23 protein-coding genes are annotated in these 24,615 nt (G+C 67.5%); 10 read left to right on the plus strand and 13 right to left on the minus strand.

Translation table 11 applies throughout. The features are described 5' to 3' along the window. Positions 1 to 37 precede the first annotated feature (37 nt). Positions 38 to 226, minus strand: a complete 189-nt coding sequence (locus ACYQOP_RS18440; protein ID WP_461223393.1) for a hypothetical protein — start codon at positions 224 to 226, stop codon at positions 38 to 40. A 336-nt stretch (positions 227 to 562) separates the two neighbouring features. Then, complete coding sequence (locus ACYQOP_RS18445) at positions 563 to 1,690, minus strand: COX15/CtaA family protein (protein ID WP_461223394.1); 1,128 nt, start codon at positions 1,688 to 1,690, stop codon at positions 563 to 565. Positions 1,691 to 1,950: 260 nt separating this feature from the next. On the opposite strand from ACYQOP_RS18445, the gene ACYQOP_RS18450 reads away from it, so the two are divergent. Both ACYQOP_RS18450 and ACYQOP_RS18455 read left to right on the plus strand, forming a co-directional pair. After that, positions 1,951 to 2,169 carry a DUF2842 domain-containing protein gene (locus ACYQOP_RS18450; protein WP_461223395.1) on the plus strand — a complete coding sequence of 73 codons (219 nt, stop codon included), beginning with the start codon at positions 1,951 to 1,953 and terminating at the stop codon, positions 2,167 to 2,169. Positions 2,170 to 2,376: 207 nt separating this feature from the next. After that, positions 2,377 to 2,796, plus strand: coding sequence for a hypothetical protein (locus ACYQOP_RS18455; RefSeq protein ID WP_207413100.1), 420 nt, complete (start codon positions 2,377 to 2,379; stop codon positions 2,794 to 2,796). A 45-nt stretch (positions 2,797 to 2,841) separates the two neighbouring features. On the opposite strand, the gene ACYQOP_RS18460 is transcribed toward ACYQOP_RS18455, so the two are convergent. Then, the gene (locus ACYQOP_RS18460; RefSeq protein ID WP_461223396.1) at positions 2,842 to 3,906 is read right to left on the minus strand and encodes a polysaccharide deacetylase family protein; all 1,065 of its coding nucleotides are present in this window, start codon (positions 3,904 to 3,906) and stop codon (positions 2,842 to 2,844) included. A 155-nt stretch (positions 3,907 to 4,061) separates the two neighbouring features. Between ACYQOP_RS18460 and ACYQOP_RS18465 the strand changes: the two genes are divergently transcribed. Next, the gene (locus tag ACYQOP_RS18465) at positions 4,062 to 5,327 is read left to right on the plus strand and encodes a GNAT family N-acetyltransferase (protein ID WP_311275171.1); all 1,266 of its coding nucleotides are present in this window, start codon (positions 4,062 to 4,064) and stop codon (positions 5,325 to 5,327) included. A gap of 95 nt (positions 5,328 to 5,422) precedes the next feature. Here the strand turns inward: ACYQOP_RS18465 and ACYQOP_RS18470 are convergent, their stop codons facing one another. Beyond that, positions 5,423 to 7,690: a GumC family protein gene (locus ACYQOP_RS18470; RefSeq protein WP_461223397.1), complete on the minus strand. Its 2,268-nt coding sequence runs from the start codon at positions 7,688 to 7,690 to the stop codon at positions 5,423 to 5,425. 182 nt (positions 7,691 to 7,872) lie between these two features. Between ACYQOP_RS18470 and ACYQOP_RS18475 the strand changes: the two genes are divergently transcribed. From ACYQOP_RS18475 to ACYQOP_RS18485, 3 genes are all read left to right on the plus strand, one after another. Continuing rightward, the gene (locus tag ACYQOP_RS18475; protein WP_207413133.1) at positions 7,873 to 8,445 is read left to right on the plus strand and encodes a polysaccharide biosynthesis/export family protein; all 573 of its coding nucleotides are present in this window, start codon (positions 7,873 to 7,875) and stop codon (positions 8,443 to 8,445) included. 356 nt (positions 8,446 to 8,801) lie between these two features. Next, positions 8,802 to 10,061: a glycosyltransferase family 4 protein gene (locus ACYQOP_RS18480; RefSeq protein WP_461223398.1), complete on the plus strand. Its 1,260-nt coding sequence runs from the start codon at positions 8,802 to 8,804 to the stop codon at positions 10,059 to 10,061. 114 nt (positions 10,062 to 10,175) lie between these two features. Then, complete coding sequence (locus ACYQOP_RS18485) at positions 10,176 to 11,720, plus strand: undecaprenyl-phosphate glucose phosphotransferase (protein ID WP_461223399.1); 1,545 nt, start codon at positions 10,176 to 10,178, stop codon at positions 11,718 to 11,720. 199 nt (positions 11,721 to 11,919) lie between these two features. Here the strand turns inward: ACYQOP_RS18485 and ACYQOP_RS18490 are convergent, their stop codons facing one another. From ACYQOP_RS18490 to ACYQOP_RS18530, 9 genes are all read right to left on the minus strand, one after another. After that, positions 11,920 to 12,342: a hypothetical protein gene (locus tag ACYQOP_RS18490; RefSeq protein WP_244478121.1), complete on the minus strand. Its 423-nt coding sequence runs from the start codon at positions 12,340 to 12,342 to the stop codon at positions 11,920 to 11,922. 211 nt (positions 12,343 to 12,553) lie between these two features. Continuing rightward, positions 12,554 to 15,004 carry a TonB-dependent receptor gene (locus ACYQOP_RS18495; protein ID WP_461223400.1) on the minus strand — a complete coding sequence of 817 codons (2,451 nt, stop codon included), beginning with the start codon at positions 15,002 to 15,004 and terminating at the stop codon, positions 12,554 to 12,556. Between the two features lie 478 nt (positions 15,005 to 15,482). Further along, positions 15,483 to 16,109, minus strand: a complete 627-nt coding sequence (locus ACYQOP_RS18500; protein WP_056424346.1) for a hypothetical protein — start codon at positions 16,107 to 16,109, stop codon at positions 15,483 to 15,485. Next, the gene (locus ACYQOP_RS18505; RefSeq protein ID WP_461223401.1) at positions 16,106 to 16,999 is read right to left on the minus strand and encodes an ABC transporter permease; all 894 of its coding nucleotides are present in this window, start codon (positions 16,997 to 16,999) and stop codon (positions 16,106 to 16,108) included. Before ACYQOP_RS18505 ends, ACYQOP_RS18500 begins: the two co-directional genes overlap by 4 nt. Beyond that, on the minus strand, positions 16,996 to 17,751 hold the full coding sequence (locus ACYQOP_RS18510; RefSeq protein ID WP_056424352.1) for an ABC transporter ATP-binding protein: 756 nt from the start codon (positions 17,749 to 17,751) through the stop codon (positions 16,996 to 16,998). The genes ACYQOP_RS18505 and ACYQOP_RS18510 overlap by 4 nt, the downstream gene beginning before the upstream one ends. Beyond that, positions 17,748 to 17,990, minus strand: a complete 243-nt coding sequence (locus ACYQOP_RS18515; protein WP_056424355.1) for a hypothetical protein — start codon at positions 17,988 to 17,990, stop codon at positions 17,748 to 17,750. Before ACYQOP_RS18515 ends, ACYQOP_RS18510 begins: the two co-directional genes overlap by 4 nt. 14 nt (positions 17,991 to 18,004) lie before the next feature. Next, on the minus strand, positions 18,005 to 18,439 hold the full coding sequence (locus ACYQOP_RS18520) for a cupredoxin domain-containing protein (RefSeq protein ID WP_207413108.1): 435 nt from the start codon (positions 18,437 to 18,439) through the stop codon (positions 18,005 to 18,007). A 92-nt stretch (positions 18,440 to 18,531) separates the two neighbouring features. Continuing rightward, positions 18,532 to 19,518 (minus strand): YVTN family beta-propeller repeat protein, encoded by a 987-nt coding sequence (locus tag ACYQOP_RS18525; RefSeq protein ID WP_461223402.1) that lies wholly within the window; start codon positions 19,516 to 19,518, stop codon positions 18,532 to 18,534. Between the two features lie 154 nt (positions 19,519 to 19,672). After that, on the minus strand, positions 19,673 to 20,899 hold the full coding sequence (locus tag ACYQOP_RS18530) for an ABC transporter substrate-binding protein (RefSeq protein WP_461223403.1): 1,227 nt from the start codon (positions 20,897 to 20,899) through the stop codon (positions 19,673 to 19,675). 266 nt (positions 20,900 to 21,165) lie between these two features. Here ACYQOP_RS18530 and ACYQOP_RS18535 point away from each other — a divergent pair, with 266 nt between their 5' ends. Genes ACYQOP_RS18535 through ACYQOP_RS18550 form a run of 4 tightly spaced genes read left to right on the plus strand, consistent with a single transcriptional unit; the run spans position 21,166 to position 24,612 of the window. After that, on the plus strand, positions 21,166 to 21,714 hold the full coding sequence (locus ACYQOP_RS18535) for a DUF3280 domain-containing protein (RefSeq protein WP_461225376.1): 549 nt from the start codon (positions 21,166 to 21,168) through the stop codon (positions 21,712 to 21,714). Positions 21,715 to 21,749: 35 nt separating this feature from the next. Further along, positions 21,750 to 22,457, plus strand: coding sequence for a (5-formylfuran-3-yl)methyl phosphate synthase (locus tag ACYQOP_RS18540; protein ID WP_311275160.1), 708 nt, complete (start codon positions 21,750 to 21,752; stop codon positions 22,455 to 22,457). Next, positions 22,454 to 23,032 (plus strand): amino acid kinase family protein, encoded by a 579-nt coding sequence (locus ACYQOP_RS18545; RefSeq protein ID WP_461223404.1) that lies wholly within the window; start codon positions 22,454 to 22,456, stop codon positions 23,030 to 23,032. Before ACYQOP_RS18540 ends, ACYQOP_RS18545 begins: the two co-directional genes overlap by 4 nt. Further along, the gene (locus ACYQOP_RS18550) at positions 23,029 to 24,612 is read left to right on the plus strand and encodes a DUF6513 domain-containing protein (protein WP_461223405.1); all 1,584 of its coding nucleotides are present in this window, start codon (positions 23,029 to 23,031) and stop codon (positions 24,610 to 24,612) included. Before ACYQOP_RS18545 ends, ACYQOP_RS18550 begins: the two co-directional genes overlap by 4 nt. Positions 24,613 to 24,615: the final 3 nt, after the last annotated feature.

The following is a 24,615-nucleotide window of genomic DNA, read 5'->3' on the forward strand; positions in this document are numbered from 1 at the left end:
TACCTGATTCCTGCATATTTTCCTGGTGGGAGGATTCCTAGAAGGAGAAGGTCGTGAAGCGGCTCGCGAGGACGACGGCCCAGGCCGCTCCGAGAAGTCCCGTGAGGCCGACGACGACCTTCCGGGTCCGCGCGTGGCTCGTCCCCTCCACGTCGGCACCTTCGCGTACCGTCTGGTCGCGCTCAACGAGTACCTGCTCTTCCGACACGAGGCGTTGGTCGTGCATGCTGGACGGCCTTTCGGTTGTGGCGTGACGCTGCCGGGCTCCGCTCTCACGGCGCCATCGACACATCGGCTAACGGCACAACCCCAAGCTTAGTTTCGCTGCAACGCAACAAAAAATGGCCGAGGGGGACGCTCGCCGATGGTGGCTGGCAGGGTGCAAGCATCCGGCCAATCCGCCTTTTCTTATCCTGCATCGCGGTGAAACGGTCTGTGCGATGCAGCAGCCTTCGCTCTGCAAACGTCCGGAAACAGGGTCGGGTCAGGTCCCCATCGTTCGCGAGTGAGAGGCCGGCGCACCGAGCCGTCCGGCCTCCGCTACGACGCGTTCCGCGAGGGCCTAAGCGCCTCGGCCCGTCATGCCCTCGAAGCCGAAGGCGGTGGTCGCGCCGGCGGGAGATGCCAGGGTGCGCCGGGTTGCGCCGCGGCTCAGCCGTGCATGCACCGTCGCCATCATCAGGACCGCCATGGCGAAGACCTGATGGGCGAGGCCCGCCCAGAGCGGCACCGCCAGCAGGAGAGTGACGATGCCCAGTCCCGCCTGTGCCGCAGTCAAGCCCGCGATGCCGATGGCGCGGCGGGCTGTGCCACTCGCGGGAAGCCGCCGGCTCGCATCGACGGCATGGAACAGCGCTGCCGCCAGAAGGAGATAGGCCATCAGGCGGTGGTTGAACTGAACCAGGGTGACGTTGTCGACGAAATTCTCGATCCACGGGCTGACGGCGAACAATTCGGAGGCGTTCGGCACCAGAACGCCGTCCATGTCGGGCCAGGTATTGTGCACGAGTCCGGCCTTCGACCCGGCGACGAGACCGCCGAGGCCGATCTGGACCAGGACGAGGACCGGCAGCAGGGCTGCAATGATCCTCAGGCGACCCGGTGCCGGCTCCGATGGGCCGGACCGCAACCCGGCCGCCAGCCAGACGAGGCCGGCCAGGATCAGGCTCGCCGTGGTCAGGTGCAGGGCGAGCTTCAGGGGCGCCACCGCCGTCATTCCCGGCTGGAGACCGGAGGCGACCATGATCCAGCCGATGGCGCCCTGAAGACCGCCGAGGGCGCCGAGGGCGAGGAGCCCGTATCCGAGGCGCCGGTCGACGAGGCCGCGCCACCAGAACACCAGGAGCGGGAGGAAGAAGGCGAGCCCGAGGATGCGCCCGAGCAGGCGGTGGCCCCATTCCCAGGCATAGATGACCTTGAAGTCCGACAACCCCATGCCCTGGTTGAGGATACGGTATTGCGGCGTGTCCTTGTACTTGTCGAACTCGGCCGCCCAGGCCTGTTCGGAGACCGGGGGGACCACGCCCGTCACCGGCCGCCATTCGGTGATCGACAAGCCCGATCCGGTCAGGCGGGTGGCGCCGCCGACGGCGACCATGGCCACGACGAGGATCGCCAGGGTGTAGAGCCAGACGCGGACCGGGTTCGTGGAACGGACCGGTGCGGTCGAGGTGGTTTCGCGTGTAGGCATCGCGGTAGGGGCTCGCGTGGTGTCGGGATCGGCGCGGGTGTCCCGTGCCTGCGCCCCTGCGTTACGCATGCGCGGCCACGGGGGCAACGGCGCCGAGGGCCGCAGAGGGCTTGGGCCGCAGAAGGCTTGGATGCGGCGCGAGCGGCAATTGCCTTGCCGGGGCGGTCGGCCTAACCCCGGCGGACCGATTGCACAACAGTCGATGGACGTCACCGCCGGACTTCCCTGCCGGGGAGAAGTCCCATGCCAGGAGAGCGCCCATGCGCCGCCGCACCCGCACGCTGCTCGGCACGATCGGCATGCTCGCCTTCGTGGCGCTCTATGCGCCCCTCGCCATGGCGCTGGCCGACAGCCGCATCTCGCAAACGCCTCCGGCCGTGCAGGCCATCCTCTACGCCTTCCTCGGCATCGCCTGGATCTTCCCCCTGATGCCGCTGATCCGCTGGATGGAGCGAAAGGATGTCGATGGCGGGCACTGAACCCTAAGCAGGTTTAGCAAAAGTGGTCACCGGTTTTGCGTCCTGAAACCTGTGACACTTCAATGACTTAAGCGAGGTGAAGCGTTGGCTTGCCAACGCGAGCCCGCTGAGGATTTCCCCCGACGCCGGGATTTCGCCGCACTCGGCAGCCACAGGCTTGGGCAAGCTTCGACGTTTCGTCAGATCCAGGCCAAGATCCTCCGCCCCATGAACCGATTCCTCGCGTCTTTCCTGCTCGTAGGCTTCGGCTGCGCCGCTCTTCCGGCTCTCGGCACGCCAGCCTCGGCACAGAATGCGCCTCGCTCGATGGCGGAATGCGAGCGCCTCAAGAACGACCTCGCCTACAATCAGTGCCTCGCGATGTTCGGGCCGGCCGCCAAGAATGTCGGCGGCGGGGGCGGGGGCAGCGACGGTGGATCGGCCTCCTCGTCCGTCGCGACGGCGCTCGCCGCCGTCCCGCCGGTCAGCACCGAATCGCTCCCCATGGCCGACGAGCCGGCGCAGGAGACCCGCAAGGGCCAGCGCGGCAGGCGCGGACGCTACACCCGCCAGGGCCGCCAGAGCGCCAGCTTCACCGTCGGAGGAAGCGAGAGCCGCTCGTCCTATCGCCGCCGCCGGCGGCATTGACCGGCACCGCGCGGGACCGGCCCGACCGGGCTCAGTCGATCGGTCTTACTCGACATTGAGCCGCCGCCCGCGATTCCAGGCGAGGAACGGGACACCCGACAGCAGCGCGGAGAGCGCCGCCCTCGACTGATGCAACCCGTTCACCGAGACCCTCGGAAGGGCGTGGAGATGGTCGGCATGGCCGGGGAAGAGATGGCCGGGGCGGGTCGTCACGGCCGTGTCGAAACCGGTCTCGCGGGCGATTGCGAATTCCCGCATCCCGGCCGAGGTCGGATCCCCCACCGGATAGGACAGGTGCCTGACCGGCCGGCCGATCTCACGCTCGATCCGTGCCCTGCCCTCCCCGATCTCCCGGCGTACCCGTGCCTCGCCGTGCTTCGCCAGCATCGGATGGGTGATGGTATGGGCCCCGATAGTCAGAAGTGGATCGGATGAGAGGCCGCGCAGCTCCTCCCATGATAGGCAGAGTTCCTCCGCCATACGCCCGACCCCGATTCCGGCCTCGTCGCAGAGAACGGCAATGGCGGACAGGAGGCGCTCCTCCGATCCTGCGCGCAGGCGGCGGTAGAGCGCGGCGAAGGCCGCCATCTTCTCCTCCGCCGTGGCGGCGGGCAGATCGACGGCCGGCGCCTCGTCGGCAGGAACCCGCACCCGGTCGAGACGGCCGATCGCCCGTTCGAGTTCGATCCACCACAGGCGCCCCCTCCCCTCGGCGAAGTCACTCGTGACGAAGAGCGTCCAGGGAACGCGATGACGTCTCAGGAGGGGAACGGCGTACCGGGCGTTGTCGCGATAGCCGTCGTCGAAGGTCAGGACGACGAAGGGCCTGTCCCCGGCGGGCCGGACGAGCCTCTCGGCCACGGAATCGAGGCCGATCACGTCGAACCCCTGCGAGACCAGCGTGCCCAGCACCGCGTCGAGGAAATCCGGCGTGATCGAGAGCAGGCCGTTGGGGGCATAGGCCCCCGCGGGGGCCGGATCGACATGGTGGAAGGTGAGGATCAGACCGTGCCCTTGCGCGACGCGCTTCAGCCAACGGTCGGCCCCGGAAGCCACGATGGCGCGAAACCCCGCATCGAACAGGCGGTGACGAAACTCGGCCGAGGGCATGGACGTCACCGGAGCGGAGGCGTGGCGGGGATGACTTTTCGATCCTGAACCCGCAAGGTTTCGTTACCCACATCGCACAATGATGGCTTGCCGTTTCCCATCGTCACCAGCGCTTAAGAGCCGGAGCGCTAGGTGCCGATGATGGGGAGGCGGTGATGAGGGTCCTTGTTCACGATCTCACCGGAGTCGGCATGATGCAGGAGCGCGTCCGCGGGCGGCTTGTTCCGGAGGTGTTTCGCGATCTGGCGAGCGTCGAGGCTCTGTGGCGGAGCGTCGAGAGCGATCCCGCCGCGCTGTCGACTCCCTATCAGCGATTCGACTGGGTCTCGGCCTTCGTCTCGGCGAAGCTCGGCTGCACCCCGGAGGAACAGGACGCCTCCCTACGGGTCATCGTGCTGCGCGATCCCGGCGGACGGCCCCGCGTGATCCTGCCGCTCCAGGTCGCGCGCGAACGCGGGGTCCGCGTGGCGCGGGTGATCGGCTGCAAGCACGCGAACTATCACATGCCGATGTTCGCCTCCCGCGAGGCCGCGTCCATGCGCGCCGAGGATCTCGTCGAGCTCCTGCGCCGGGTCGGGCGCGAGGCCGGGATCGACGTCTATCTCCTCGGGCATCAGCCGCGCTTCTGGGACGGCGCGGCCAATCCCTTGAGCCTCCACGCCGCGCCGGCCGTCAGCGACGCCTATGGCCTGATCCTCGGCCCCGACGCGGAGACCACCGCCAAGCGCGTCTTCAGCGCCGACGCGCGCAAGAAGATGCGCTCGAAGGAGAAGAAGCTGATCGAGGCCTTCGGCCCGGTGGAGTACCGCGTAGCCTCGAATGCCGATGAGGTGAGGACGTACCTCTCCGCCTTTTTCGCCCAGAAGGCCTCGCGGTTCGCCGCCATGAACATCGCCGACCCCTATGCCGATGAGGGGATACGCCGCTTCATCGCCACCGGCGCCTGCCGGCAGGACGATCCGAACGAGGTTCGGGGCGCGGCGATCGAGGTCGCCGCCTTGGTGGCGTGCAACACCGGGCAGGTCTTCGCGACCTTCGCCGGTGCGGTGAGCGAGACGCGCTACAGCGGCATGATGACCTCCTTCGACCAGACACCCACGGTGGGGCGGTCGAGTCCCGGTGACATCCTGCTGCACCACCTCATCCGCGATCAGACCGAACGGGGCCGCCGCAGCTTCGATCTCGGAGTCGGGGAGGCCCGCTACAAGGCCAATATCTGCGACGAGACGATCCAGCTCGGTGAAGTGACCATCGCCGTCACTCTGCGCGGCCATCTCTTCGCCATTCCGGCCATGGCCGCCACCCGGCTCAAGCGCCGGATCAAGCGCAGCCAGCGCCTGGCGCGTCTGGCGAAGGCGGTTCGGAAGGCGCTCCACCGCCCGGCTCGCCACGGCAGCGCCGCCGGCGAGGCGAATCCTTAAGGGCATCGCCCAGGAACCCGGACGCGGCATCGGCGCTGGTCATCCGGGCCGAACCTGCGGCCGCGCGGCAGCAGCCCATCCGCAAGATGTCGGTCTTACGCCGCCGAAAGCCTGAGGCCGCTTCCCGGCTTCCCCCCGGCGGCACCCTCGCTCTCGGTCTGCTCACCGGCGACGAGGATCGTGCCGGCCCCCGCCCGTTCGGCCAGGCCGTGGAGCGAGACGAGTTCGGGATCTTCGGGGGACTTGTCGGACGCGATGACGATGGCGTTCATCCGGCCCGCCATGGCCTCCAGCAGGTCTTGGGCCTCCTGCGACAGGGCCTCGCCGAGGCGATAGACGACCCAGTCGTAGCTCTGGGCCAGGGCGTCCAGGGCGATGGCCAGCGCTTCCGGCTCGTCCGTGAGAATGTTGCAATCGACGAAGCCGCGCGGGATGGCGTGGAGCCTGCGCACCGAGGCCACCGATCGGATCACATCGAGGAAGGCAGCCTCACCCGCAACGAGGTCGGTGAGGCCGGCATCGTCCGACGGTGAGGCCGGGCCGTTGACGTCCACGATCAGAACGCGCCCGCCCGCCGCCAGGGCCTCCGCCAGGATCGCGGCGAGTTGCCGGTCGGCGGCCGTGTCGGTCTCCGCGACCAGGATGCTTCCGCCGTTGCGGCCGATCCGCTCGCGCAGGAGATGGATGAGGGCCTGGAGATCGTAGCTGGAGACGGGCGACCGGCCCGCCTCTCCGGCTGTTTCCTCACGCACCGGAATCGGCGCCGGTTCCGCGGCGGATGCGGTGGCGGCGGTGATGGGCACGGCAACGCGGGCGGTCAGCGGCGCTTCATAGAGGGAGGCGGCGGGACCGCTCCGCGACAGGGCCACGGAGGCTTCCGGGAAGGTGAAGGGAGTGGGCTCGGTGGCCCGATCGTCCGGTCCGGTCCGGCGGCGGGTGTCGTCGGGATCGCGGAGAAAATGGCGCGCCACCACCCCGCCCATGGAGAGCAGCATCGTCATCACGATGGCGAGCGCCACGATGGGCAGCTTCTTCGGGAAGGACGGGACCTGTGGCACCACGGCGCGGGAGACCACGCGGGCATCGGCGGGCGCCGCGCTCTCGGCGTCCCGGGCCGAGGCCTCGCGATAGCGCGAGAGATAGGATTCGAGCTGGTCGCGCTGCGCCTTCGCCTCGCGCTCGAGGGCGCGAAGCTGGACCTCGCTGGAATTGCCCTTGGAGACGACTTCGCGCTGCGCGTCGACGGCGGCGTTCAGGCTGTCGACCCGGGCTTCGGCGATGCGGGCGTCGTTCTCCATCGTCCGCACCACCCGGTCGGCGGTGGCCTTGATCTGTGCGTCGAGGTCGCCGATCTGCGCCGTCAGCTCCTTGATGCGGGGATGAGCCGGCATCAGCGTCCGCGATTCGAGGGCGAGCTGCCCGCGCAGGGTGATGCGCTGCTCCACCGTGCGCCGGATGACCTCGTTGTTGGCCACATCCGGGATTTCGAAGGCGCGGCCGTCCTTGATCATTTCGCGGATGAGCTTGGCCCGGCTCGTGAGATCGGCCTTGACCGTGCGGGCCTGGGACAGCTGGGTCGACAATTCGCTGAGCTGCTGGGTGCCCAGGGGTTGGCTGGTGGTGCCACCGCCGCCGCTGATCAGGCCGTTGCGGGCTCGGAAGGTCTCGACCTTCGCCTCGGCCTCGGAAACGCGGGTGCGCAGGGTATCGATGTTGCCGCCGAGCCAGGTCGAGGCGTAGCGGGCGGTGTCCACCTTCGCCGATTCCAGGGAGGCGATGTAGAGTTCTGCGATGGTGTTGGCGGCCTTGGCCGCGAGTTCCGGATCGCGCGAGCGGAACTCGACCGTCAGGATGCGGGACTTGCCGGCCGGGTAGACCAGGAGCCGGTCGAAATAGGTCTCCAGCACCCGGTCCTCGGGCGCCCGCTCCATCGGGTTCTTGGTGAGCCCGATCATCATCAGGACGCGCTGGACCGGACCGATGCCGTCGACCTCGGGATCGAATTCGGCATTGCCCACGAGCTTCAGGCGGCGGATCGCTTCCCGGGCGATATCGCGGGACATCACCACCTGGACCTGGCTCGCCACCGCCTGTTCGTCGATGGCCAGGGGCTGTTCGCCGCGTTCCTGGGCGGTGCGGGCGAAGCTCGCGTCGCGGCTCTCCAGCAGGATCTTGGCCTCGCCGGTGTAGCGGGGCGGAACGACCTGCACGAAAACGATGGCCCCGATCCCCGCCGCCACGGTGGGAAGGACGATCCAGCGCCAGGACCGCGCCAGGACTCCGAACAGCTGGGACAGGCCGAGCCCCTCGTCCCGCTGGGGGATCGGCTCGATCGTGGAAACGGGCTGCTGCGAGCGAGGCATGAGAGGATCTTTACGCAAAGCAGGACGCCGCATCGGGCGCCTCCCGGAAGACTAGAACTCGTTAAGATTGATCGTCGGTTAAGATCGGCCACAACGCATCGCATTCCCTCCGCGATATCAGTTTTTGTTAACCATATGATCCTACAAATAGAGGCAGAAACTTGCTCTTAGCGGCTTGGATGATGAACCGGCGCTCCCTTCTCCTCGCTCTCACCTCCACTCTGGCACTGGGCGGATGCCTGCGTCCCGACTTCCGGACCGCGCAGCTCGACGCCACCGCCACCGGATCGATCGGCGGGCGCTATACGCTCGCCACCGGCGACCGGCTGCGCGTCATCGTCTTCGGCCAGGACAACCTGTCCAACATCTATGCGATCGACGGATCCGGCGGCATCGCCATGCCGCTCATCGGTCTCGTGAAGGTGGGAGGGCAATCGACGGCCCAGGCCGCCCGGACCATCGAGGCCAAGCTCGCGGCGGGCTTCGTGCGCGAGCCGCATGTCACCGTCGAGGTGGATGCCTATCGGCCGTTCTACATCCTCGGCGAGGTCACGACCTCGGGGCAGTATCCCTACGTCAACGGCATGGCCGTCGAGACGGCGGTGGCGATCGCGGCGGGCTTCGGACCGCGGGCGGCCCGCGACTACGCCGTCCTCACCCGCGAGGGACCAAGCGGCCTCGTCTCGGGCATCGTCCCGATGACCTATCTGGTGAGGCCCGGCGACACGATCGTCATCAAGGAACGCTTCTTCTGAGGACGTCTCGTCTTCGATACGTCGTCGATCGATATCGGCCCGGATCCATCCGATCCGGGCCTTCGTCTGTCCACGCCAGGTCAGATGAGATCGAGATAACTCATGCTCGCAGCGCTGGCGGCATTGTTGATCGGTGTTCCTATCGCCCCAGCGGGCTTCTCCACGCCTAGGCGAGTGCAGGGCTTCGGCGACGGCGAGGATACGGGATCGACGACGGTGCGTTAGGGGCTGCCTAACCGAACGGGAGGTTTCAGGGCGTTCGCCGGCCCGAATCGAGGCCAAGGCGGATGGCCCTTAACGATCGCACCATCTCTGGGGACCAGTGTCCGTCGACATCGTACCGCCATTCGGCTGGAATGGTCGTCGCGTGGAGCTTGTCCGTCGTGAGTGCGTCCGCCTCCGTTCTGTCCGTCAGCCCCGCCAGCAGCGCGGGCGAGGCCGTCCATCGCATCCTGCACGTGTTCCGTGCGCCGGTGGGAGGGCTGTTCCGCCACGTCTGCGACCTGATCAGGATCCAGTCCGCCGCCGGGCACGAGATCGGGCTCGTCTGCGATGCGTCCACCGGCGGCGAGCGAGCGGTCCAGGCTCTGAACGAGCTCCTGCCCCATCTCGCGCTCGGCATCGTCCGGGTTCCCATGCGGCGCAACCCGCATCTTTCGGACATCGTGGTGGTCCGGGCGGTCGCGAGGCGGGCGGCGGAGATCCGCGCCACGATCCTGCACGGACATGGCGCCAAGGGTGGCGCTTATGCGCGCATCGCCCGCCTGCCAGCGGGCGTAGCCTCGCCGATCAGGGCCTATACCCCCCATGGCGGCAGCTACAATTACAAGCCCGGCACGCTGCGCCACCGCCTGTATATGGGGGTCGAGCGCCTGCTCGCGACGCGGACCGACGTGTTCCTGTTCGAGAGCGAATATGTCGCCGGTCGGCATGGCCGCTTCGTGGGGAGCAGACCCCATACCGTGCGGATCGTCCATAACGGCATCGACGAGGTGGAGTTCGCACCGGTCCTGCACCAGGCGGACGCCTACGACCTCCTCTATATCGGCGAGTTGCGCGAGGCGAAGGGCATCCCGGTCCTGCTCGACACCCTGGTGGCGCTCCGCGCCGAGGGGCGCCCCACCCGCCTGCTGATGGTCGGTTCCGGCCCGGATGAAGACCAGCTCGTGGAGCGGGCCCGGAAGCTCGGCCTGTCGGGCGCGGTGGCGTTCGAGCCGCCCCAGCCGATCCGGATCGCCCTGACGAAGGGACGGATCATGGTAGTCCCGTCGCTCGCCGAATCCCTGCCCTACGTGGTGCTGGAAGCCGCCGCCGCGCAGCAGCCCCTCGTCTCCACCAATGTCGGCGGCATCCCGGAAATCTTCGGAACGGCGGCAACGGATCTCGTCAGACCCGGAGATCCCGTTGCCCTCAAGAACGCCATTGTCCGCCTGCTCGACGAAGACACCGCCGAGGGCGCCGCCCGAGCCCGAGCTCTCAGTGACTCGGTGCGGGCACGCTTCTCCATGCGGCGGATGGGGGCGGATGTCCTGTCGGGCTATGCCGCCGCCCTGCAGCGTCGAGATAAATCGATGCACGAAGCATCGCTGCCTGTGATGAAGGAACCGCTACAGTGACGCTGACTTGCTCTTCGCCATGCTTTGGCGGCCAGAACCTCGTTAAACGTTCCGTGATGTCGGTCTGGCATCCTCTTCCATCGCATCGGCGGAAAGCTTGAACGAGAGCAAACGATGAGCGCCTTCGACGTTCGCGACCTTCTGAAGGCGGCGGGGCAACCCAGCCAGCCCAAAGCGGGAGATGCGTCCCAGTATGGCCCTGCCCCGTCGACCATTCCCCCCGCCGAAATCGGGGCGCCGCGCGATCATGGCGGCGTGCTGTCTCCCGTCGTGCTCTCGGGCAGCGTTCGGCTGGCGGATCTGCTCCTCATCGCCCTCTTCGGCTTTGCCGTGCATCGCGTTCAGATCGGCGGCACGGTCGGCCTGGGGTGGAGCTATTCCACGGCGATCCTGGCCGTGGCCGTGCTCGCGGTCGCGTCGTTTCAGATCTTCGGCAGTTACCGGATCGCCGCCTTCCGGACCTTCTTCAAACCGGCCCTGCGCCTGACCGCCGCCTGGTCGCTGACCTTCCTCGTCGTCGCCACGGCGATGGTCTTCGCCAAGGTCGCGGACCATTATTCCCGGATCTGGCTCGCGACGTTCTACAGCCTGGGGCTCGTCCTGCTCCTCGCAGGACGCTTCGCCCTCCTCCGCTTCGTCACGGCCCGCATGCTGCGCGGGCAGTTCGACAGGCGCACGGCCATCGTCGGCGGCGGTCCGCTGGCGGAAGAGCTCATCCGCTCCCTCGAGGCGGAAACCGAATCCGGCATCCGCATCGTCGGCGTCTTCGACGATCGGGGGGACAACCGGTCCTCCTCGGTCGTCGCCGGCTACCCGAAGCTCGGCACGGTGAGCGACCTCGTGGATTACGCGCGCTCGACCCGCCTCGACCTCGTGATCTTCACGCTTCCGATCGCGGCCGAGGATCGGCTGCTCCAGATGCTCGCCAAGCTCTGGGTCCTGCCCATCGACATCCGCCTCTCCGCCAAGGCGACGAAGCTCAAGCTGCGCCCGAGGGCCTATTCCTATCTTGGCTCCGTCCCGGTCCTCGACGTGTTCGACAAGCCGATGGCCGATTGGGACATCGTCACCAAGGCCATCTTCGATCGCGTCGTCGGCGCAGCCATGCTGGTCGTGCTGGCGCCGGTCATGCTCGGTCTGGCGATCGCCGTCCGCGTCACCTCGCCGGGTCCGATCCTGTTCCGGCAGAAGCGTCTCGGCTTCAACAACGAGACGATCGAGGTCTACAAGTTCAGGTCGATGTATGCCGACCAGTCCGATTTCACCGCGTCGAAGCAGGTGACGCGCGGCGACCCTCGGGTCACGCCCCTCGGCCGCTTCATCCGCAGGACGTCGCTGGACGAGTTGCCGCAGCTGTTCAACGTCCTGAAGGGGGAACTGTCCCTGGTCGGGCCGCGCCCCCATGCGGTTCAGGCCACGACCAGCACCACCCTCTACGACCAGGTGGTCGATGGGTATTTCGCCCGCCACAAGGTCAAGCCCGGCATCACCGGCTGGGCCCAGATCAACGGCTGGCGCGGCGAGACGGACACGGACGAGAAGATCCAGCGCCGCGTCGACCACGATCTCTACTACATCGAGAATTGGTCGATCCTGTTCGACGTGCAGATCATGCTGGCGACGCCTCTGTCCCTCGTCACCACCAAGAACGCCTATTGAACCCAGCCTCACCGCCCCTGACACATAGGTCAGGGGCGGTGAGGTCCGGCGGATGACCGCCGCCGCGCGGCCGCACCTCGATGAGTCAGGCTCATCGAGTCCAGAGTGAGACCCAACCACGAAAGAGGCCGCCCCTCGCATCGCGAAGGGCGGCCTCTTTCCGTTCCTGCGCCGAAAGCCGGCGCGATGGGACCTTGTGCTACGGCAGGGAGCCCGCTGCCTTCTTGGCCTCGGTCATCGTGTTCTCGCAGCCCTTGGCATCGCCGGCCGCTTCCTGCTTGCGCGCCTGCTCGATCAGGTGACGGGCGTGGTCGATGCTCTTGGCATTGGGAGTGGTCGAGGCGTCGGTGGGCTTTCCGCCGGGAGGCGCGTCGAGGCCCATCGACGGGTTGGTGGCGACCTTGCCGTCGGCCGAGGCGGTGCCGGTGACCGACACGGCGCCGGAACTGTTGAGGCGACGCTCGATCGTGGCGATCTGGTCGGAACAGGCCGAGGCGAAGGCCGGACCCGCAATGGCGGTGAAGACGAGGGCGGGCGCGAGGATGCGGATCAGCGGCGAGGCCGTAGTCGGCGAATGCGCCTTGGTCGAGGACGTCCTGGTCTCGCTGGGGGCCTTGGTCATGCGATGCTTTCCGATGATGTCGAACATGGCACGCCAACGCTCGAATCACCCCGCATGTTGCTGCGACATCGTCGAGCCGGGGCCGATCATCCCCTGACGGGACACTCCGCCGCACATGGTGACCGAACGTGGCGACCGAATGTGGCGACCGACAAAAAAGGCCACCGCTCCGTCTCCGGAGCGGTGGCCCAACGTAGGGGCTCGAGGGCGCCTACCAGAAGATGCGCATTCCGCCATAGGCCGCGATCGGCGCGCCGGGTGCCAGGCTCCGGTTAGAGCTGGCATTGGGCAGGGCCAGGATCGGAACCTCGCCGACCGGCGAGAAGGTGCCGAAGGTCGCGTAATTCGCGTTCAGCGCGTTCTCGACATAGCCGTAGACCTCCAGATTCTCGCTCACCCGGTAGCTCGTGTTGAACCCGATGACCGCGTAGTTGCCGGTGGTCTTGTTGAGGTTCGATTCGTCGCCGACGAGGAACTTGCCGGTGGCGACGCGGGCGAGCACGCCGACCTTCCATTCCGGCGTGACCATGTACTGGACACCGATCTTGACCTGATGCGGCGCGACGCCGGGAAGCTTGTCGCCGCGTCTCACGAAGATCTGGTTGGCTTCCGAATTGTCCGGCTGGGCCGGGTTCGGGGTGGCGAACGGGTTGCCGCCGGAGGCCAAGGTCAGCGGCGACTGGAAGGTCGCGTCGACGAAGGCGTAATCGACGAAGGCGTTCCAGACCGGGGTGGTGATGGCGAGACTCGCCTCGACGCCCTGGCGGCGGGTGGAACCGACATTCTTGAAATAGGCGCGGCCGATGGTGATGTCGGACGGCACGAAGGTGATGTCATCCTCGTTGCGGGCGCGGAAGACGCCGGCCTTCCAGCTCAGCACCCCGAGCTCGATCGGCGAGGGCAGCTTGCCGCGGAAACCCGCCTCGACCGTGCGCGAGATGACCTGCTTCAAGGGCGGATCGCCGACGAAGAAGTTGGTGAGCGAGCACGGGGCGAGAGGATCGGCGCAGGAGAGCTCGGCCGGGGTGGGCGCGCGGTTCGCCTCGACATACCCGCCATAGACGGTGAGGAAGTCGGGCACGATCTTGTAGCTCGCGCCGATGCCAGGGTTGAACCGCTGGAAGTAGTGGTTGCCGTTCAGCGCCGTGCCGAGCTGATCTTCCAGCACGATCTTGGCCATGTTGAAGCGGCCCTGCAGCGTCAGGGTCAGGCGGTCGGTCAGGTCGGTGTTGTTCGACAGGAAGATGCCGCCGTAATCGTTGCTCGACTTCACGCTCACCGGGGTGATCGAGTTGTCGTCGCTGCGCACGACAACGCCGGGCCCGTAGAAGCCGCGGTCGAAGGTCAGGCCGCCAACGGCATTGTCGGCGGTGAAGGCCGTGCGACCGCCATCGTACGAACCGCCGAGGACGAAGCGGTTGGGCAGGCCGAACAGCGTCTCACGCACGGTGGTCTGGACCGAAACACCGAAATTCTCGGTGTTGGTCCGGGTCGAGTTGAGGAAGGCGTAGGGGCCGCCCTCGTCGAACCGCTCGGCGAAGGCCGGAAGCCGGGCGAAGTTCGCCGTGCGGATGCTGCTCGCCTGGACGCGGCGGTTCAACCGGTCGCGCAGGAAGAACTGCTCCTCGTTGGCACCTTCCGAGCAGAGGAAGCGCTCGTTCTCCTCGCAGCGCTCCACCTCGGCGGCGTCGCCATTGGCAGTGTTCTGCTCGAACCGGCCGTAATAGGCGTTGCCGGAAAGGGTGACCGTGGGCGAGATGTCGTAGTTGCCCGAGATCCCGATCCGCCCGAAGGCGTTCAGCGTCTTGTCGGGATAGGTGAAGACCTCGTTGCGCCGGAAATCGAGCAGGTCGACCGGCAGGGTTCCGTTACCGGTCAGGCTGTTGACCGCGCCCATGAAGTTGAGGTGGAACTCACCCTTCTCCGCCTGCACGCCGAGATCGCCGTAGAACTGGCGCAGGCGCGAGGGCGAGTGCTTGCGCCATCCATTCTCCGAGAGCGCGGTGCCGGCGATGTAGAGGCCGACATTGTCCGAGCGCTGTCCGTGCTGGAACGAGCCGCCGAAGCGCCCGAACGAGCCGCCCGAGAGGTTCAATTCGGTGCCCTGATAGGTGAAGCCGTTCTTGAGCTGCACGCTCAGGGCGCCGCCGAGGGCGTTGAGGCCGTAGGCCGGGTTCGAGCCTTCGAGCTCGATGCGGTCGACGGCGATGTCGGGGATGAGGTCCCACTGCACGGTGTCGCCGAACGAGGTATTGAAGCGGTTGCCGTTCACGTAGACGGCAACGCCCTGCGGGCTTCCGCCCAGCGGCGAGGCTTCGAAGCCGCGATAGGTGATGGTCGGCTGAAAGGGGTTGCCCTGCGCGTTGTTGATGCTGATCGAGCCGATCCGCTCGTCGAGTGCGCGCAGCACACTCGGAGTGCCGACCCGGTTCACGTCAGCAGATGTCAGGACGCTGGTATTCTGGGGAAGCTTGTCACGCTCCTGGCCGAGCAGGACGCCCTGGGCGCTGCGCACGCTCGCCGATGGCGTGGTGGCGACGACATCGAGCTCCTGCAGCGTCACGGCCTGCTGGCCGCCGACGATCGTGCCCTGCGCGTAGGCGACGCCCGGCAGCAGCGCTACCGAAACGAGGAGGCTGCTCCGCAGCGTCCGCTTCTTCATGTCCCAAGACCCTTCGGTTTCCACAGCGTGGCCGGTTTTCCCGGCTCGTTGATCAATGTTGCGGAGCGTATCGGGCTTGGACAATCCGGTGACGAGGGGTTTCACCGATTCTCATAAGGGTCTTACGGAGATGGTGTCTTCGCGTGACCTCCGCGCAACATAATTCACCTGAGAATTCAGAGGCTTCGGGACCAATAGGAACGACAAACGGGATCATTCGGCAATCTACGGTGCCGGAATGTTTTCGGTGAATTCTTGGATTGAGCAGGCCGCTCGAACGTGGCGGCCTCACGTCATGCCGGGCGAATCGAACGCGGTGAGCGGGACCCGCCCGGCCGCATGGATCGAAGACCGGGCCTGCGTGAACGTGACCCTTGGGTCGGGCTTACGGAGAACCTCGTAGGAGACATGAAAAAGGCCCGCTGGGATTCGGCGGGCCTGACGAGGATGCGGGTTTGCAGGCGTCGAGGCCGTCGGGTCAGAGGCGCGCCTGGATCTTGCGGGCGACCTCGCCGAGCCGCTGTTCCAGCAGGGTCGGCACTTCACAGACATAATTGAGGGATTGGCTGCGCTCCTGGAAGATGCGCCGATCCCAAGCGAATTTCGTCTCCAGTTCCGAGGCCTCCTTGGGCATCTCGCGGGCGTCGTTGGCGCTCGGGCCGTCCTTCACCGCGCTGATCTGGTCGGCCTCCTGGCGGATGCGCTCGGCCATGCGCCGCTGTCCCTGGGCATAGCGCGCGATGCCGCCGATGACCCGGCTGCGCTCGTTGTTGACGACCTCGAACACGCCGGCGAAGACCCGCGTCAGGCGCTTGGCCTTCTCGTCCCCGGCCTTGGCGACGAACTCGTCGAGCAGCGGATCGACCTCGCTCAGGTCGGTGCGGCGCGAGGCGATCTTCTGGGCGAGCGAGGCCGCCTCGTAATCGTCGCCCCACGGGCCGGCGGCCTCCAGATCCGGCCCCGTCCAGACGGTGCCGGGACTCAGGGTCGAGACCTTGCGCTGGACGCAAGGCCAGTCCGGATCGGCTTTGGGCTGAGCGAGGGCCGGCCCACAGAGGAGAGCGCCGGCCGCCATGGCCAGCACGAATGTCCGCGAAAAAATCATGAATTGTCTCCGGCCGGTCCGCCGCGCCGGGCCATGATGCCGCGACCGGGATCGTAGGCGATGACGGCGAGGGTGAAGAAGGCGATGGTCGTGCCCAGGACGACGGCGCAGGCCACGGGTTCGAACTGTCCGTAGAGGGCGAAGCGCACGAGCTGGACGGCATGGGTGAAGGGATTGGCCATGCAGATCAGGTAGAGCGTCTCGCTCGATTCGCGGATGCGCCAGAGCGGGTAGAGGGCCGATGAAGCAAAGAACATCGGGAAGATCACGAAGTTCATCACGCTGGCGAAATTCTCGAGCTGCTTGACCATCGAGGACAGAAGCAGACCGATGGCGCCGAGCATCAGCCCCGAGGCGATGAAGGCCGGCAGCGCCGCCACATAGCCGATGAGGGGGATGTCGAGCTCCCAGAACCAGGCGATGGCGAGGAAGGCGTAGGCCTGGACCACCGAGACGGTGACGCCGGCGATCAGCTTGGCCAGCAGCAGCAGCCAGCGCGGATAGGGGCTCGTCAGCAGGACCTTCATCGAGCCGACCTCGCGGTCGTAGACCATCGAGAGCGAGGATTGCATGCCGTTGAAGAGCTGGATCATCACGGCCAGCCCCGGCACCACGTAGACCTCGTAGAGGACGTAGGTCTGGTAGGGCGGCTCGATCGAGACCCCGAGCGTGTTGCGGAAGCCCGCCGCGAAAATGAACAGCCAGACCAGCGGCCGCACGAGGGCGGAGAAGAACCGCTCCTTCTGGTTGAAGAACCGCAGCAACTCGCGACGGACGATGCCGCCGAGGCAAATCAGGTAGCCGACCGCGTCGAGGCGGCCGAGATGGGGCACCGGTTTTTCGGTGACGTTCGCAGCCGTCGAAGCGGTGGTGGCGACGGTCTTCGTCATGCGGCCTGCCTCGGCGGTTCGGCGACGAGGCGCCGGAAGGCGGCTTCCAAAGTCTCGTCGCCTTCAGCGATGGACGCGGCCGTCCCCCGCGCGACGATGCGGCCCTTGTGAAGAACGACCGCGTCGTCGGCCGCGTCGATCTCCTCGAAGATATGGGTCGCCCAGAGGACCGAAAGCCCCTCCTCCCGCACCAGGGCACGGACGATGGCGACGATGTCGGCACGCGATTCGAGATCGAGCCCCACGGTGGGCTCGTCGAGGAGGAGGAGTTTCGGCTCATGCACCAGGGAGCGGGCGATTTCGATGCGCCGCGACTGGCCGCCGGAGAGGGTGCGCACCTTGTCGTCGCGCCGGTCGCTCAGGCCCACGCGAGCGAGCAGCGCAGCGATGCGGGCCTTCGCGGCCCGGCGCGCGATGCCATGCAGGCTGGCATGGTAGAGGAGGTTCTGTTCGACGGTGAGGTCGGTATCGAGGGTCCGGGCCTGGAACACCACGCCGAGGCGGGCGAGCGCCCGGGACGGCTCGCGGTCGAGGCCGTGGCCGAAGATCGAGACCCGGCCGTCCTGGTTGGCGTAGAGCCGGGTGATCACCGAGAACAGGGTTGTCTTGCCGGCGCCGTTGGGGCCGAGCAGGGCCATGAACCGGCCCCGCTCCACCCGGATCGAGACGTCGGACAGGGCCGCGCGCGCGCCGAAGCGATGGCTCACGCCGGCCACGTCGAGGGCCGCACTCTCCCCTGCCCCGTCGCTCACGGCTTCATCGCCCGCTTGGCGTCACCGACGGCATCGAGGCATTCGTCGAACTCGCCCTCGCCCTGCTCGCGCTCGGCCACGCGGAGCGCCTTCTTGAGCTTCGGCGCGGCGGTCTCGGACGGCCCCTTGGCGAGGGCGTCCTTGATCATGGCGATGCCCTCGGCACAGGCGGCCTTGTCGTCGGCGAGCGCCGGGCCGGCGGCGAGGAGGAGGGCGAAGGTCGGGATGAGGAGACGCATGCGGAGGCCCTGCCTTACTTGACGATGAATTTGCCGGTCATGCCCTTGGATTCGAGTCCATGGATCGACCAGGGATATTCGCCCGGCTTGATCGTCACGAACTCGATGGCGATCTCGCCCGGATCGTCGAATTCGAGGTGGTCCGGTGGGCCGCTGCCGTGGATCTCGAGATGCTGGATCACGATCTGGTTGAACCAGATGTTGCGGAAGAACTCGGTGGCATAGAACTTATATTCCTGCCGGCCCTTGGCGACGATGCGCAAGCGATAGGCCTTGCCGGATTCGAGTTCGATCTCCCGGTTCTCGACCACGAAATCGTTGCCCTCCTCATTGCCGAGGACGAGATCCGGCAGGGTGGAGCGCTTCTTCGTGAGATCGAGGGCCGAGGCCGGCCCGGTGGCGAGCAGGGCCGCCAGGGCGAGGGTGATCGTCCGCATCGTCCTCGTCATGTGATCGTCCTCCCATTGGCCGCCTTGAGGCGGTCCGTCCTTCGGCATATCCGCGCGTCCCTCCTCCCCCTTGTGGGGAGGGAAAGTGCACCTCAATTCGGCGATACCGTCACCCCCCAGGGCAGCAATCCCACCGGGATGCTCTTGATCACCTTGTCCGCCTCCACATCCACCACTGAGACGTCGTTGGAGGAGCCGTTGGTGGAGAACAGAAATTTCTGGTCCGGGGTGAAGGCGAGCTGCCAGACCCGCTGTCCCACGGGTAGGTACTTCTGAACCTCGTAGGTCTTGGCATCGATCACCGCGATGCGGTTGGCGGGGCCGAGCGCTGCGAAGGCCTTGGTCCCGTCCTTGGTGATGCGGATACCCACGGGCTGGATCGCCTCGTCGTTCACGCCCGGGATCTTGAAGATGATCTTCTTGATGACCCGCCGCGCGGCGACGTCGATGATGCTGATCGTGCCGCCGACCTCGGCCGAGACCCAGAGGAACTTGCCGTCCGAGGTGAATTCGGCGAAGCGCGGCCGCGCATCCACCAGCACGTTGTCGATCACCTGGAACGTGGCGGTGTCGATGAAATGCGCCATGTTGGTGGTCTCGGAGGTGTTCACCAGGATCTTGCCGTCCGGCGACAGACCCATTCCCTCCGGCTCCACACCGACGGGCACTTCGGCCAGGACCTTGTTCTTCTCGATGTCGATGACCGTGACCTGGCTGTCATCCTCGTTGGCGACGTAGAGCGGGTTGCCGCCGGGGCCGAGGATGAACTGCTCCGGATCGGGTCCGGAGCGGAGCGAACGCACCACCTTGCCGGTGGCGGTGTCGAGCACGTCGATGCGGTCGTCGTCGCTGGCGCAAACGAACAGCTCCTTGCCGTCCTTGCTCGTCGTCACCCCGCGCGGGCGCCGACCGACCTTCCAGGTTCCGGTCACGGCCATCGTCGCCGTGTCGATGACGCTGACGGTGTTGCCCTTCTCGTTGGTCACGTAGACCGTGTAGGCCTGCGCGGTGGCGGTCAAAGCCATCGTCGCACCGACGAGGGCGGCCACACACACGCCTGCCTTGAAGCCGAGGCTCATTCCGTCTTCTCCCTGGGCATCGCTTCTTTGCGCGATTGACAGTGATTATAGTGCAGTTTGTCCTGACGGGGAGCGCATGCCTGCACGCGGAACGCAAGCGCGTTGCCGCAGGACGGGCGCGAAAATTCGCAGATCCCCGACCATTCGCGGACCGTCAGAACTTACACGCCGTCTCGGGAAGGTCGACACCGAGGGTATCGAGCGGCGTGCGCTGATGGGTGAAGCCCTGTTCGGGCGCCACGGTCACCATGGCCTTGGGCTGCACCACGATGATCGGCTGGCGCAGCTGATGGTCCCAGGGACGGTAGGTCAGCGAGACGCCCTTGTAGGCGGGCAGGCTGAAGGCCGGGTCGGCGAAGTAGGGTGCGAGCACGGCCGGGTCGGCGGTCTTCTTCTGCGTCGCCGCCTCGCCCACCGAGCGCACGGCCGCCCAGACCTGGTAATCGAGAGGCCGCATCAGCCGGCCGGCGAGACGCCGGAAGCGGTTCTGCGCCTGCGCCGCCCCCCAGGTCTCCAGAGTCGGGTGCCAGGTGGCCGCGATGAGCCCCTGCGTTCCCGCGACCGGCCGGGGGTCCACCGTGCGGAAGGGGACGTAGTCGCCCCAATCATTGGCCTCGTCGGCGACGATGGCGAGGTCGTAATCGACGCCTCGGGTGAAGACCATCGCCTCGGAGCGGGTCGGCGTGTCGCCCCGCGCCTTGGCGAGAGGGCCGAAGGTCCAGGGCTTCTCGGCGGTGATCTTCAGGGAGAACTTCTTGGCCGAGGCCCGGAACGCGTCGGCATAGAGCTTGTCGTTGTCGTTGGGGCCGACAATTAGGAACATCTTGCGCCAGCGCATCAGCGTGAAGAACTGCGCCAGCGCGTCGGTCTGCATCGCCCGGCTCGGGATCACGTGGAAGACGTTTTTGCGGCACTCGGCGCCGCGCAGGCGGTCGTCGGGCGCGGCGGTGTTGAACACGGTCACGCCCTCCCCCTTGACCGCGTCGGCGACCGCCAGAACCTCATCGGCCGGCAGCGCCAAGACGAGATAGCGGATCCCCTTGCCCACGAGATCGCGGGCGGCGTCGACGGCGCTTCTCCCTTCCGTCAGAGCGACCTCGTCGAGTGCGTAGGTCTGCTTGGTGAAGCGGCCGGTCGTGTTGTTGTCCTTCACCGCCATGCGGGCGCCGGCGACGCCCTCATCCTCCGGCGCGGCCTCGGCATCGTAGGAGGACGGCGCGATCTCGGGCCGGTAGATCAGGCCGATATGGGTGTCACCCGGAGCGGCCTCCGCCGCCTGCGCGGAGGCCGCCGGTTCCTGCGCCACCGCGAGGGACGCCGTGCCGCCGAGGCCGAGCGTGAGGACGAGGGCGGCGGATCGGGAGAGGAGCGATGCGTTCATACGGTCGGCACGCTAACAACATTGCGCGGATACGCTCAATCGCGGAAGCATAAGGAAACCCTAAGGCGCGGCGGAGCGTCGCTTGCGCGCCGATGAGCGCGAATACACGCGAGATCGCTCGGAGCGGGCGAGCCGATTTGCACGACTTGTCAAATCCGGTCACTGCTCGACTTTCAAGGCACGGGCGCGGTGTCCGCCGCAGGCCGCATCGATCGTGACACAGGTTCGCCATGTCCCCATTCGTCAGGTCTCGTCGCGCCAAGCCCATGGTTTCATTGCCACTCCCCAGCCTCGGACACGCGGTGGCGCGGGCCGTCGTGCTCGCGATTCTGGCGGGTCCGGTATTGGTGGAACCGGCCCTCGCCGCCCCCGACAAGGCGGCGATCTTCGGGATCGAACTCAACGATCCGGGTGTGGTCGGCGGCCGCAAGGCGCGTCCCGACGAAGCTCGACGCCTCGCCCTGGTCACGGACGAGCTCCGCAAGGCGCTCACCGCCGGCAATGCGGTGGAGGTCGTGGACGTGGCGCCCCAGGCCGCCGAGATCGCCAAACAGGCTCCCCTCTTCAAATGCGAGGGCTGCGCCGCCACCATCGCCAAGAGCCTCGGGGCCGATCTCGCCGTCAACGGTTTCGTGGAGAAGGGCTCCAACCAGATCTTCAATCTCTACGTCGTCATCTCGGACGCCGCTTCCGGCAAGGTCGTGCGGGCTGGACAGGTGGTGATCCGGGCCGATACCGACGACACATGGGCCCATGCCATGCGATGGGTGGTCAAGAACCGTCTCCTGGCCGAACCCTTGCCCAACCGATCCTGAGTCTCCCGTTGCCCCATCATTCCGTGTCGAAGCCGATGTCATCCGATCTGCGCGCGCGTCCCCGCCTCCTCGTCAGCGTCCGCGACGCCGACGAGGCCGTGATGGCGGCACGGGCGGGCGCCGACCTCGTCGATGCCAAGGACCCCGTCCGGGGCGCGCTCGGGGCGCTCCCCGTCGAGACGGTCCGGGCGATCGTCGCGTCCATCGCGGACGAGGCCGTCAGCAGCGCGGTGGCCGGCGAGCCGCAGGACGCCGCCTCCCTGCCCGGATCGGTCGCGGCGATGGCCGGGACCGGCATCGGCTACGTCAAGGTCGCCGTGCGGGCCGATTTCGACGACGACGCCCTCGCCGCCGCGGCGCGGGCCGCCCCCGGCCGCCTGATCGCGGTCCTCTTCGCCGGAGCACCGATGCCGGACGACCTCGTCGGCCGCCTCGCCGGGGCGGGCTTTGCCGGGGTGATGATCGACACCGCCGCCAAAGACGGCCGGCGCCTCGGCGACCTCCTGCCCGCCCCTCGCCTCTCGGCCTTCACCGCCGACGCCCGCCTCCATGGCCTGCTCTCCGGTCTCGCGGGATCGCTGACGATCGCCGACATCGCCGTCCTCGCCGTGCACCGGCCGGATTATCTCGGCTTTCGCGGCGGCCTCTGCTTCGGCAGCGACCGGACGCGCGGCCTCGACGCGGAGCGCGTGGCCCTGGCCGTGCAGACTCTTCGCGGGCTCGACCGGCGGAACGCGGCGTGACGGGCGCGCCTCCCACCATCGTGAAGCTCGGCGGCAGCCTCGTCTCGGACGCGGCGCGGCTCGGACGGCTTCTCGGCGTCCTGGCGGATGGTGGCGAAGGCCGCTGCATCGTCGTGCCGGGCGGCGGTCCGTTCGCCGACGCGGTGCGTCAGGCCCAGGGACAACTGGACTTCTCGGACGCCCTCGCCCACCGCCTCGCCCTCAATGCCATGGGCCGGATGGCGGAGGTGCTTTCGGAGGGCGAGCCGCGCCTCGCCATCGTGCGCAGCGTAATGGAAGCCCGCTCGGCCGAGGCGTCCGTCATCTGGGACCCTGTCGCGCTAAAAGACGGACACCCTTCCATCCCCGAGTCCTGGGACGTCACGTCGGACAGCCTCGCCCTCTGGCTCGCCACCGAACTCGAGGCGCCCCGCTGCATCCTGGTGAAATCCATCGATCGCCCGGCGGGTGCGAGCGTGTCCGACCTCGTCCGGATGGGCGTGGTCGACGCGGCCTTTCCCGCCTTCGCCGCGTCCTACGCTGGCGAGATCGTGATCCGGGGTCCGGGCGCCGATATCGTAAGGGCCGCTGCGTGAGCGCGCCCGAACATCTCGTCTTCATCACCGGCCGGATGGCGAAGGCGCGTCTGGAGAAGGTCGCCGCGACCCTGCCGGCCGAGCGCTTTACCTGGAGCATCGCCGATGCCGGTGTGAAGGTCGCCGCGCTGATGACCGAGGAAATCATCCGCCGCCGCGTGACGATCCCCGACGGTGCCACGCGCATCGTCCTGCCGGGCCGCTGCCGCGCCAATCCGGAGGCGCTGTCCGCCCATTTCGGCCTGCCGGTGGAGCGCGGGCCGGACGAGGTGGTCGACCTTCCGGCCTATCTCGGCCTCGCGGGACGCAACGTCGATCTCTCGCGGCACGATCTGCGCATCTTCTCCGAGATCGTCGATGCCTCGAAGATGAATCCCGAGCAGATCCTGGCCAAGGGCCTCGACCTGGCGCGACGCGGCGCGGACGTGATCGATCTCGGCGGCCTCCCCGACACCGAGTTCCCGCATCTCGAAGAGTGCGTGCGCCTGCTGAAGGGGGCGGGCCTGAAGGTCAGCGTCGATTCCTTCTCCCTCGACGAGCTGACCCGCGGGGCGAAGGCCGGTGCCGACTTTCTCCTGAGCCTCAACGAGGAAACTCTGGACCTCGCCTTCGAGACCGATGCGGTGCCGATCCTGGTGCCGATGCGGCCCGACGACCTGCCTTCCCTCGACCGCGCCATCGAGCGCATGGAGAAGGCCGGCCGGCCCTACATGGCCGACCCGATCCTGGAGCCGATCCATTTCGGCTTCGTCGAATCGATCACGCGCTATCACGAGACGCGCAAGCGCTGGCCCGGCATCGAGATGATGATGGGCACCGGCAACCTCACCGAACTCACCGAGGCCGACAGCCTCGGCGTCACCGCCCTCCTCGTCGGCATGTGCTCGGAACTGTCGATCCGCAACGTCCTGATCGTCCAGGTCTCCAACCACACCCGGCGCACGGTGGAGGAGCACGACGCCGCCCGCCGGGTGATGTTCGCCGCAAAGGCCGATTCCGCCCTGCCCAAGGGCTACGGACGCCAATTGCTGGCCGTGCACGACAAGCGCCCCTTCGTGCAGACCCCGGCGGAGATCGCGGCCCAGGCGGCGGAGGTGCGCGACCCGAACTACCGCATCGCGGTGGCCGAGGACGGCATCCACGCCTTCAACCGCGACGTCCACACGATCGGCACCGATGCCATGGCGTTCTTTCCCGATCTCGATGTCGCCGCCGACGGGGCCCACGCCTTCTATCTCGGCGGCGAGCTGACCAAGGCCGAGACGGCCTGGCGCCTCGGCAAGCGCTACGTCCAGGACGAGCCCCTGCGCTGGGGCGTCGCCGCCGACGAGGAGGTCGAGGACACCACTGCCTTCAAGAAGGCCGGGCATACCAAGCATTCCGGCCCCGGCGGCGCGGAGCGCGCCACCCGCGATGCCGTGCCCCCGGAAGCGGGTGCGGCCAGACCGGAGACGATCGAGCCAGCCCCGAACGAGGCCCGCCGGTCGCGGGCCGGCGATGCGCTCTCGGACGAGGGCGGCCGCATCGTCTGCGGAAAATTCGTCCCGAACGACCGGCCCGACCAGAGCGGCGAGTCCTGATCC

The organism is Methylobacterium sp. CM6247 (assembly GCF_054817925.1).